Annotated in this window: 7 protein-coding genes; 4 read left to right on the top strand and 3 right to left on the bottom strand. The window is 75.9% G+C overall.

Annotated features, from left to right (window positions below):
* The 3 genes from J4557_RS46880 to coaE all read left to right on the top strand — a co-directional run.
* The coding region (locus J4557_RS46880) for an endonuclease/exonuclease/phosphatase family protein (protein WP_372442602.1) at window positions 1–828 on the top strand (828 nt) is incomplete at its 5' end.
* Between the two features lie 7 nt (window positions 829–835).
* Entirely contained in the window at window positions 836–1,351 is a 516-nt protein-coding gene (locus J4557_RS46875) for a GNAT family N-acetyltransferase (RefSeq protein ID WP_208274051.1), read from the top strand.
* A 35-nt stretch (window positions 1,352–1,386) separates the two neighbouring features.
* Window positions 1,387–2,007 carry a dephospho-CoA kinase gene (coaE, locus tag J4557_RS46870; protein WP_208274049.1) on the top strand — a complete coding sequence of 207 codons (621 nt, stop codon included), beginning with the start codon at window positions 1,387–1,389 and terminating at the stop codon, window positions 2,005–2,007.
* Window positions 2,008–2,197: 190 nt separating this feature from the next.
* On the opposite strand, the gene J4557_RS46865 is transcribed toward coaE, so the two are convergent.
* Window positions 2,198–8,107, bottom strand: coding sequence for a WD40 domain-containing protein (locus tag J4557_RS46865; protein WP_208274047.1), 5,910 nt, complete (start codon window positions 8,105–8,107; stop codon window positions 2,198–2,200).
* Window positions 8,108–8,198: 91 nt separating this feature from the next.
* Between J4557_RS46865 and J4557_RS46860 the strand changes: the two genes are divergently transcribed.
* Window positions 8,199–9,422: an ArsB/NhaD family transporter gene (locus J4557_RS46860; protein ID WP_307800606.1), complete on the top strand. Its 1,224-nt coding sequence runs from the start codon at window positions 8,199–8,201 to the stop codon at window positions 9,420–9,422.
* A gap of 48 nt (window positions 9,423–9,470) precedes the next feature.
* Here J4557_RS46860 and J4557_RS46855 read toward each other — a convergent pair whose 3' ends face one another.
* Window positions 9,471–10,334: an inositol monophosphatase family protein gene (locus tag J4557_RS46855; protein ID WP_208274044.1), complete on the bottom strand. Its 864-nt coding sequence runs from the start codon at window positions 10,332–10,334 to the stop codon at window positions 9,471–9,473.
* Between the two features lie 30 nt (window positions 10,335–10,364).
* Window positions 10,365–11,144 (bottom strand): hypothetical protein, encoded by a 780-nt coding sequence (locus J4557_RS46850; protein ID WP_208274042.1) that lies wholly within the window; start codon window positions 11,142–11,144, stop codon window positions 10,365–10,367.
* Between the last annotated feature and the right edge of the window lie 13 nt (window positions 11,145–11,157).

Below are 11,157 nucleotides of genomic sequence, written 5' to 3'. Positions count from 1 at the left end.
GCCCGCGGCGGCCCGCTGCCCGCGCGCGCACCGCTGCGCGCGCTGGCCGGCGGCGCCGCCGCGCTCGCCCTGCTGCTCGGCACCGTCGTGTTCACCGTGGCCGCGCCGGACGGGACGGCGAAGGCCGGGCCCGTCCCCGGCCAGGTCCGCCTGCTCAGCTACAACATCGAGGACGCCATCAACCAGAAGGGCCGCCTGGACCCCGAGGGCGTCGCCCGCACCATCGAGGGGCAGCGCGCCCAGGTCGTCCTGCTGCAGGAGGCGAGCCGCGGGTCGCTGCTGTCCGGCACCGCCGACCTCGGCGTCTGGCTGTCGCGGCGGCTCGGCATGAAGCTGATCTGGGGGCCCGCGGCGGACGGCCAGTTCGGCAACGCGATCCTGACCTCGCTGCCCGTCCGCAGCTCCGGCACGGGCCGGATGCAGAAGGGCGACTGGTCGCAGATCCGCGGGTACGTGTGGGCGCGGCTGGCCGTCGGCGGCAGCACGATGGACGTGTGGTCGACCCGCCTGCAGGGCGGCGACGGCCAGAGCAAGGAGCGGTCCCGCGAGGTGGCGGCGCTGCTGCGCGCCTGGGGCGGCGCGCCGCGGACCGTCATCGGCGGCGACTTCGGCGCCGGACCCGGCAGCCCCGAGGTGACCGGCATGACCGACGGGACGGACCTGCGGAACGCCGCGCTCGGCGGCGACGCGTCCCCGACCTCCGTCGACGGCGACCGCACCGACTACGTCTTCGGCTCCGACGGGGTGCTGTTCACCGACTACGACGTCCCCCGCTCGGGGGCGTCCGGCCACTATCCGGTCGCGGTGACGCTCCGGATCGGGAAGTGAGGCGACCATGCGGGACGCGGCGCCCGGGCGCGGGGACGCGAGCACGGCGACGGTCGAGCCGGCGGTGCCGGCGGACGCGGGCGAGCTGCTGACGCTGCAGCGCGCCGCCTACGTCTCCGAGGCGCAGCTGTACGGCGACCCGTTCATCCCGCCGCTGGTCGAGTCGCTGGAGCAGCTGCGCAAGGTGCTGGGGGGCGACGCGGTGGTGCTGAAGGCGGTGCTCGGCGGCCGGATGGCCGGCGCCGTCCGCGCCCAGTTCAGCGACCACACCTGCCTGGTCGGGCGGCTCGTCGTCGCGCCCGACCTGCAGGGACGCGGGATCGGCGGGCGGCTGATGCGGGAGCTGGAGGAGCGCGTCGCGGGCCGCGCCGACGCGTGCGTGCTGTTCACCGGGCACCTCAGCGACGGCAACCTGCGCCTGTACCGGCGTCTCGGCTACGCCGAGACGCACCGGGAGCGGGTCGCCGCGCACCTGACGCTGGTGCACATGCGCAAGCCCCTCGTGCCCGCCGAAACCCCCTGATCCCCGGCTGGGCCCGCCGGCGCTAGGGTGGGCGCGTGCTGAAAGTGGGACTCACCGGCGGGATCGGGTCGGGCAAGAGCGAGGTGTCCGCGCGGCTGGACGAGCGCGGCGCGGTGGTCATCGACGCCGACAAGATCGCCCGCGAGGTGGTCGAGCCGGGCACCGCGGGTCTCGCCGCGGTCGTCGCCGAGTTCGGCGAGGAGGTGCTGCTGCCGTCCGGCGCCCTCGACCGGGAGAAGGTCGGCAGGATCGTGTTCGCCGACGCGGACCGGCTCGCGGCGCTGAACGCCATCGTCCACCCCCTGGTGGGGGAGCGGATGCAGGAGCTGATGGACGCCGCGCCCGCCGACGCGATCGTCGTCTACGACGTCCCGCTGCTGGCGGAGAACGGCCTCGCCGGCATGTACGACGTCGTCGTGGTCGTCGACGCGCCGGAGGAGACCCAGCTGGACCGGCTGACCTCCCGCCGCGGCATGACCGAGGAGGACGCCCGCGCCCGCATGGCGAACCAGGCCACCCGGGAGCGGCGCCGCGCCGTCGCCACCCACGTGATCGACAACTCCGGCACCCTCGACGACCTGAAAGCCCAGGTCGACGCCCTCTGGGAGACCCTCACCCGCCAAGCCGCCGAGAAGACCCCCCGCGAGCAGACCTGAGCCGTCGCGAGCGCGCCATCTGACCGGTGGGGCGAAGCCGCTCGGGCCTCGACCGTCACGCGAGCGCGCTATCTGACCGGTGGGGCGATGCCGAAGGCGAGCCCCACCGGGCAGCTCGCGAAGCGAGGTCGCGCTCGCCCGAGCACGGTCAAGGGGCGAGCCGCCAGGCGAGCCCCTTGGGCCGGGATCGCTAGAACACGGCGTCCATGGGGAGCTGGCGGACGTCGCTGAGGTAGTCGTCGAGCTCGCCGGGTTCGAAGCGGCACATGCCGACGGCGTACCAGAACTCGGCGGTCGCGTCGCCCTCCCACTTGTAGCGGCCGTCGGGCGCGAGCGCGGCCCAGCCCTCGGCGAGGCCGAGGAGGGTCGCGCGGCGGGCGGGCGCGGCGCGGTCGGAGACGTCCCACAGGATGACGGCGCCGTCGTCGCCTGCGGTGGCGAGCTGCGTCCCGTCCGGGCTGAACGCCGCCGACCAGACGCGCCGGGTGTGGCCGGTGAGGGTGTGCAGCGGCCGGCCGGTCGCCGGGTCCCAGAGCCGGACGACGAGGTCGTCGCCGGCGCTGGCGAGCATCTCCCCGGACGGGTGGAACGCCGTCGTCCAGAGGCGGCCGGTGTGGCCGCGCAGCTCGTGCAGCGCCTCGCCGGAGGACGGGTCCCACAGCCGGACGGTGCCGTCGTTGCTCGCGCTGGCGAGGACGGCGCCGGACGGGGCGAACGCGACCTGGTAGACGCGGTCGGCGTGGCCGCGCAGGACCCGGAGGAGCTTGCCGGTGCGCGGCTCCCACAGCCGGACCGCACCGTCGTCGCAGCCGGTCGCGACGGCGTCTCCGCCGGGATGGAAGCAGATGGAGCGGACCCGGCCGCGGTGGTCGGCGAGGTTGACGATCTCCCGGCCGCTCGTCCAGTACCAGAGCCGGACGCTGTCGTCGTCGTTGGCGGTGGCGAGGACGTCGCCGTCGGGCGCGAAGGCCTGCGCCCACACGTGGTCGGTCTCGACGTTCAGCTCGCGCTCGAACGTGCCGGTGCCGGCCTGCCACAGGTGGACGCCGCCGTCGTTGGTGGCGGTCGCGAGCTGGGAGTCGCGGGGGTTGAACGCGGCGGAGGTGAGGTTGTCGGCGACGCCGCGCAGCTCCCGGACCATCCGGCCGGTGCGCGGCTCCCAGAGCCGGACGAGGCCGTCGTTGCCGCTGGAGGCCAGCAGCCCGCCGTCCGGGCTGAACGCGACGCCGGTGACGCGGCGGCCGTGGCCGCGCAGCACCGTCCGGCACTGGCCGGTCTCGGCGTCCCACAGCCGGGCGGTGCCGTCGTTGCTGCTGGTGGCGAGCTGGTGGCCGTCGGGGCGGAACGCGAACGGCCAGACGGCGCCGCGGTGCCCGGCGAGCTCCAGGCGCTGCCGGCCCGTCGCGGGGTCCCACAGCCGGACGGACCCGGCGCTGTCGGCGGTGGCGAGCCGGCCGCCGTCGGGGCTGAAGGCGGCCTGGTAGATGCCGCCGCCGTGGCCGGACAGGGTGGCGCGGTGCCGGCCGTCCTCCCAGAGCCGGACGGACCCGTCGGTGTCGCCGGTGACCAGCAGGTCGCCGCCGGGATGGAACGCGATGGCGTAGACGCGGCCGGTGTGGCCGAGCAGCTCCTGCCGGATCTCGCCGGTGCGGATGTCCCAGAGCCGGACGACGCCGGCCTCGTCGCCGGCCGCCAGGATCGAGCCGCCGGGATGGAACACGGCGCGGAACACCGCGCCGCGGTGGCCGGTCAGCTCGCGCCGCAGCGCGCCGGTGGCGAGGTCCCAGACTCGGAGGGTGCCGCCCGCGTCGCCGGTGACCATGAGGGAGCCGGCGGGGTCGAACACGGCGGTGTAGACGGGCGCGGTGTGCCCGGACAGCTCGTGGAGGTGCTCGCCGGTGGCGGCGTCCCAGATCCGGATCGCGCCGTCGGCGGCGCCGCCCGCCACCAGGCTCCCGCCGGCGGGCGCGTGCCCGCCGACGACGACGGGCCACACGCCTTCGGGGTGGACGGCGAGGGTGTGCCTGCACCGTCCGCTCGCCAGGTCCCAGACGCGGACGGTGCCGTCCGCGGAGCCGCTGGCGAGCAGGTCGCCGGCGCGGTCGAACGCCACCGCGTAGGCGCGGTCGCGGTGGCCCTGGAGGGTGCGCAGCGGGGTGCCGGTGACGGCGTCGCAGACGAGGACGCCGCCGTCCTCGCTGCCGACCGCGAGGACGGACCCGCCGGGGCTGTAGGCGAGCGGCTGCGGCAGCCGGCTGGTCTGGAAGTGGAAGCCGTAGGGGACGCCGACGGCGGCGGGCGCGACCTGGATGTCGATGGGGCGGCCGGGCGCGATGGCGGCCTCGCGCAGCTCCGGCGCGGACGCGATCCGGTCGGGGAGGTCGGCGTCGACGAGCGCGGCGCGCGTCCAGCGGCTGCCCTCGACGGCGGCGTCGCGCAGGTCGGTCCGGGCGAGCCGGGCCCGCGACAGGTCGGCGCCGCGCAGGTCCGCGCCGGTCAGCTTCGCCTCGTCCAGCCGCGCCCCGGCGAGCGAGGCGTCCCGCAGCACCGCGTGCGACAGGTTCGCGCCGACCAGCTGCGCGTCGGTGAGGTCGGCGCCGGTCAGGTCGACCTCGTGCAGGTCGCGGTAGGACAGGTCCTCGCCCTGCAGGCGGGCGCCGCGCAGGTCGGTGCGGGCGGGGGTGCGCAGCCGGGTGGTGACGCGGATGGCGTTGGCGCGGGCGGTGTCGTCGGCGCCGGGGTCGGCGAGGACGCCGGCGGCCCAGTCCTGGCAGGCGCGGGTGTCGGCGAGGTCGCACAGGAAGTCCACGGTGAGCTGGGACAGCGCGCGGTGGCTGAGCGCGGCGGGGACGGCGCCGCGGGCGAACGCGTCCGCGATGTGCCGGGCGACGAGCCACTCCATCACCGAGCCGTGGATGAAGCCGAACAGGCCCTCGCCGGTGCGGACGAGCAGGCTGCCGGCGCCGACCGCGTGCGTCACCTGGTGCGGCGACAGGCGTCCCTCGGCGAGGCCGGTGAGGGTGTCGGAGACGTCGGCGAGCTCCGCGAGGCGCAGGAACTGCTCGTCGCCCTCCCACAGCCGGAGGGCCAGCGTGCCGACCGCCTCCCACATGTCGTCGACGGCGAGCCCGGACGGCCCGCCGGTGCCGCGGACCCGCTCGGCCTCGTACGCCAGCCACGACGACAGGATCTCGTGGTAGAGGTCGGCGGGGCTGACGGTGGTGCGGGCCTGCGCGACGGCGCGCAGCCGGTCCTCGGGGAGGTCGGCGATGAAGCTCAGCATGCGCGGGTTGGACGTCAGCGCGAGCAGTTCCTCGATGCCCGACAGCAGGCCGAGGCGGGCGTCGGCGGCCTCCTCGTCGCCGTACCGGTTGACCAGGTACGAGCGGACCTGCCCGGGGCCGAACTCCTCCAGGCCGAGGACGCGCCGGTGCGGCAGCACCCCGACCTTCTCACCGAGGGCGGTGAGCACCTGCGCCTGCGACTTGAAGTGCTGGGTGCGGCTCGCCACGACGATCTTCGCCTTGTCCTGGGCGGCCTGCAGCAGGGTGTCCAGGTGGTCGGCGGCCTGGTCGTAGGTCACCCGGGTGACCAGCTCGTCGAACCCGTCGAACAGCAGCACGATGCGGCCCTGCCGCAGCATGTAGTGGAACGCCTTGAGGTCGATCAGCTCCTCGCCGTGGTTGGCCAGGTGCGCGGCGACGAGCCCGTCCACCGAGTGCGCCTTGTCGAGCGCGCGCAGCTCGATGAGGATCGGGACGACGTGCGGGAGCTCCTCGGGGATGCGGCGGGCCAGCTCGCGCAGCGCGAACGTCTTACCGCGGCCGAAGTCGCCCAGCAGCAGCAGGAACCGGCCGTGGTCGGCGGCCAGCAGCCGCAGCATCTCGCCGACGACGTCCTCCTCGACGCCGGCGCCCCCGCCGGAGGCGCCGCCGGACGGCCCGGCCGAGGTCTCGGGGGAGGTCTCGCCGGCCGACGCGTCCGGGCGGAACCGGTCCAGCTCCCGGTACCGCTGCGGGACGTACAGCGACGGCGGGTACAGCCCGCCCGCCGACAGCCGCGCCGTCTGCGCCGACACGTACTCGGACAGGTCGAGCAGCCCCTGGAACTCGGTGAGGCTGCGGACCCGGATGCCGCGGCGCAGCGCGTCCTCGCGCAGCGACCGCGGCGGCACCGGCCCGAGGTAGACCAGCTCCGACCCGTGGTCGGCGCCGTCGGCGTGCACGTGCCGGACGAACGCGTCCACGTCCTCCTCGGTCACCTGGCCGACGTGCGCGCCGATCCGGTACTGGCGGACGAACCCGTCCTCCAGGTGGGTGAGCAGCAGGTGCGGCGGGTCGGCGCGGCCGTCCTCGCGGGGCGGCGGGACGACGCGCCGGATCTTCGCGCGCTCGAACCGGGTCTCGCACGCCTCGGTGAGCCGGTCCAGCAGCCGGGCCGTGGGGTCGGGCGCCGGGTCGGCGGGACGGTCCGGGGCGTCGCCGGGGCCGAGCCCGGGGACGGGACCGGCCGGCGCCACCGCCGCCGCCTCCGCGGGGGGCGGGAACGTTCCCGCGGTCTTCGACCAGGCGACGGCGAGGCGCTCGGGGCCGCGCCTCGCGGCGTCCTCGGGGATCCACCGCTCCAGGCCGTCCGGCCCCAGCACGACGGTCTGGTGCCGCCCGGGCCCGAGCGCCGGGACGGACGGGACGCCGGAGCCGAGCAGCGGCACGGCGCCGAAATCGGACTCGGCGCCCTGGAAGAACAGGTTGAGGTGGCCGCTCAGCAGCGTCTCCACCGTCTCGGGGTCGCGCAGCGCCCCAGGCTCGCCAGCGATGGGCGTGTGCTCCACCGCGCCGAGCCGCAGCCACCCCTCGTCCTCGAAGTGGCGGAGCCGCTCGTTGAACCAGGCCGCCTGCGCCTGCCCGACCCGGCCGTACCGGTCCTCCTCGCGGTGCGACTGGGGGAGCGTCGAGTTGAGCCCGGCCACGACGACCTTCAGGTCGGGGACGGGGAACAGCGTCCAGGGCTGCGCGCTGTCGAAGATCAGCGCGTCGAGGCCCTGGTAGAACTCCTTGAACAGGTTCGCGAAGTGCCGCCACTTCGGCCAGTAGGGCGGCTGCGGCTCGATGTCGTCGGCCTCGCAGCTGGAGAAGTACGCCTGGCAGGCCGCGCGGGTCACGTCGTGCGTGCCCGGCACCACCACGACGCGCTGCGCCTCCAGGCCGAGCAGGGCGCGCAGGCTCGTCAGGAACGACAGCGCCTCGGCGAACTCCTTGCGGCTCCCGGAGTGGGTGAGGTTGCCGGTGAGGACCAGCAGGTCCGGGCGGGGGACGCCGGCGTCGGCGAGCCGGGTCACGTCGCTCCAGACGCGGTCCTGCAGCTCCGCCGCCGTCGTCGGCTCGCCCGGCTCGGCGAGGGTCCGGCCGAACCGCGGGCCCGACACGTGCAGCACGCTCAGCCGCTCGCGGCGCTCCTCGCCGCCGCGCGCCGAGGGGAACGCCGGCGCCGCCACCGGCGCGCGGCGCGCCGGCCGCTCGCCCACCGGCTCCGGGCGCCGCGGCCCGGCGGGCCGGTCCCCGGCGGAACCGCCCTCCAGGCGGCCCACGATCGCCGCGGGGGCGCCCGCGGCCCCTTGCCCGCCTCCGGGGAAGCCCGGGCCGTCCGAGGGGCGCGCGTGCCCGATCAGCGCCTCCTGGATGCGCCGCATCAGCAGCCCGCGCGCCTCGTCGGGGTCCTCGATCCCGACGAGGTCCACGTAGGTGATCGTCGACAGCAGCCCGTCGATGGGGCAGTCCTCGATCCGGACGGTGACGAGCTTGCGGGCCGGGTCGTCCGGGTCGGCCCGCAGCGCCGCCATCCACTCCAGCCGGCCGTACCGGGAGCGCAGGTAGTTGCGCGACAGGACCGCCACCACGGCCTTGGCCTCCGACAGCCCCCGGTCCATGAAGTCGATGAAGTTCGTGCCCGGCACGAAGTCCCACGCCTGCATCATCGTCCGGTGCCCGGCCGCCTCCAGCTGCCAGGCGATCCAGGACGCCCACCGCTCGTCCGCGGGGGAGTAGCTGATGAAGAAGTCCGTAGGGCGCTCCTGCCGTGGACGGCCGCCGGGGGGAGTCATGCCGCCAGTATCGCGCCTGGGAAGGCGATCTCCACCGCATCGGCCCGGTGAGCCGCCGGCGCACCGGCCCGGTTATGGGATCATGGCGCGCGTGTCGCCCCCGATCGAGACCGTCCGCCGCGCGGCCCGCTCGCTGGGCGTTCTCGACTGGATCCGCATCGGCGTCCTCGCGCTCGGCCTCGTCTTCGTCGCGACCGGGGCGCTGCCGGCCGAGACCGCGCGCTCCAGCGTCGGGCGCATCGCGCCGCTGCTGCTGTTCCTGTTCGCGATCATCGTGCTCGCGGAGCTGACCAAGGAGGCCGGCGTCTTCGACGCCATCGCGCAGCGGATGGCGCGCGCCGGGCGCGGCCGCTACGCCGCCCTGTTCCTGCTGTGCGTGGCGTTCGCGTCGATCAACACCGTCTTCCTCAACCTCGACACGACGGCGGTCCTGCTCACGCCCGTCATGCTGGCGCTCGCGGTCCGCGCGCGGATCGCGGCCCTGCCGCTCGCCATGACGACCGTGTGGCTCGCCAACACCGCCAGCCTGCTGCTGCCCGTCTCCAACCTGACGAACCTGCTCGCGTCCGACCGGGTGGCCCTGGAGACCCCCGCGTTCGCCGCGCGGATGTGGCTGCCGCAGGCGGCGGTCCTGGCCGTCACCATGGCGCTGCTGTGGGTGTTCTACTGGCGGCGCCGCATGCGCGGCGAGGACGTCTACGACCCGCCGGAGCCCGTCCCCGTGCGCGACCGGGTGCTGTTCACCTCGACCGGCGCCGCGTGCCTGCTGTTCATCGGCGCGATCCTGGCGGGCGTCCACACCGGGATCCAGCTAGGCATAGCGACCACCGTGGCCGCCGCCGTCGCCGTCGCCGCGTTCGCCGTCCGGGACCGCTCGGCGCTGCGGCCGGCGCTGATCCCGTGGCAGCTGATGGTGTTCGTCACCGGGCTGTTCCTGGTCGTCCCCACCCTGGAGCGCTACGGGCTCGACGACGCGATGCGCGCGCTCGTCGGCACCGACGGCGGCGCCTCGGGAGCGTTCCGCGCCGCCTTCTCCGGGGCGGGCCTCGCGAACGTCCTGAACAACCTGCCCGCCTACGTCGCGGGCGAGTCCGCCGTGCCCGCGTCCAACAAGGACCAGCTGCTCTCGCTGCTCGCCGGCACGAACGTCGGGCCCGTCATCACCCCGTGGGGGTCGCTCGCCACGCTCCTGTGGTTCGAGTGGTGCCGCCGCTGGGACGTCCGGGTCCCGATGCGCAAGTTCGTCCTGACCGGGGCGGCCCTGGCGGTCCTGGGCTGCGGCGCCGCCGTCGGGGCGCTGCTGCTGACCCGCTGACCCGTTGACCCGCCCGCTGACCCGCCCGCTGACCCGCACCGGGCCCGCTCACGGGGGCGGGACGCTCCCGGCGGCCGTCTCCAGCAGGCGGTCGAGCAGCTCCGGACGCGCCGCGACGAAGCTCAGCTCCGCCGGCGGCCGGTCGATGCCCAGCTCGTACGGCGCCCCGTCCAGGCGGCGCAGCTCCGCGCCCGCCTCCGCCGCCAGCAGCGCCCCCGCCGGAAGGTCCACGATCTCCGGCAGGTAGCCGACGAACCCGTCGATGTCGCCGCGCGCCAGCATCGCCCACCCCACCAGCGGCGCCCACAGCTGCAGCATCCGCGCGCACCCGGCCTCCACCCGCGAGCGCAGCCGGAACGCCGCGGCGTCGCCCGGCCCCACCTGGTGGCCCTGCGTCCACGCCAGCACCGGGTTGCGCTCCCGCCCCGGACGGGGCCGGTCCGGCAGCGTGAGCGGCGCCCCGCCGGGCCCCTGCGCGCCCCCGCCGTTCAGCGCCGACCAGGTGCGCCCCGTCACCGGGTCATGGACGACGCCCAGCACCGGCTCCGCGCGCGCACACAGCGCCAGGCCGACCGCGTACACCGGCATCCCGATCGCGACGTTGTTGGTGCCGTCCAGGGGATCGACGAGCCACACCATCTCCTCGCCCGGCGCGCCGTCCAGGATTCCGGACTCCTCCGCGATGATGCGGTGCCCCGGATACGACGCGCGCAGCCGCTCCAGGATCAGCGACTCGGCGGCCGTGTCCAGCTCCGTCACCACGTCCCCGGCCGTGCCCTTGGGACGGACGTCCACCGGCCCGTCCACCCGGGACCGCAGCAGCGTCCCCGCCGCCTCCGCCGCCTCGACCGCCACCCGGCGGGCCTCCGAGAGATCGACCGGGAGGGCCGGTGACGGGGTGCCGGTTCTCATCGGGGCCTCTCCAGTCGTTGACGGGCCCGCCTACCGGCGGGCCGAGCGGTGCCGGCGCCCGTACGGGCCGGAGGACGGCGGTTCGCCGGGCGGGGACGCGACCCCGGCGGGGCCGGGATGCGCGGTCGCGATCCGGTGCGCCGAGCGCCGCAGCGCCCGCACCGTGTCGCCGGGATCGGACCGGGAGCGCCGCACCCGGTGCGTCGGGACGTCCAGCGGCCCGAGCGACAGATCGCCGCCGCCGGGCGTCTGCCGCCCCAGCGCCACCGTCGCCGCGTCCAGGCCGTCCTCGATCAGCGTGCTGTGGAACACCCCCGCGGGCAGCGTGTACGACTCCCCGGTGCGGTGCGTCGTCGAAGGGCCGGGACGGTAGCGGACGGCGCGGCCCGTCGCCCGCAGCTCGTCCACGTCGCCGCTGCTCAGCACCTCGAACACCTGCCCGGCGCTCTCCACCGCCGCCGCGACGCCGCCCGCCGCGCCGCCCGCCGCGGCGCCCGGCTCCTCGAGGACGTCCATCCGGACGTTCCGCACCGTCCCGTACAGGACGAAGCTGAGCAGGTCCCAGCTGTGGCAGTGGACCGGCGACGTCGTCGACGGGGCGGGCCGCACCTCCGGCGTCCAGATGTGCAGGCACACCCCGAGATCGCCGCTGCGCTCCAGCGGCAGGCACAGGAAGCCCAGAGGGTGGCGCACCGCCGCGACCGGCGAGCGGCCCGCGACGGCGTCCTCCAGGACCCGCCCCGCCCACGCCGGCAGCGTCCGCGCGGCCAGGCCGGCGCGGATGTCCCCCCGGATCTCCTCGTACCTCATCCCGTCCCGCCAC

It is taken from the genome of Actinomadura nitritigenes, from assembly GCF_017573545.1.
In the GTDB taxonomy this organism is placed as follows: domain Bacteria; phylum Actinomycetota; class Actinomycetes; order Streptosporangiales; family Streptosporangiaceae; genus Spirillospora; species Spirillospora nitritigenes.
The sequence above is the reverse complement of the archived record's forward strand: the minus strand, read 5'-3'. Positions and strand labels throughout refer to the sequence as shown.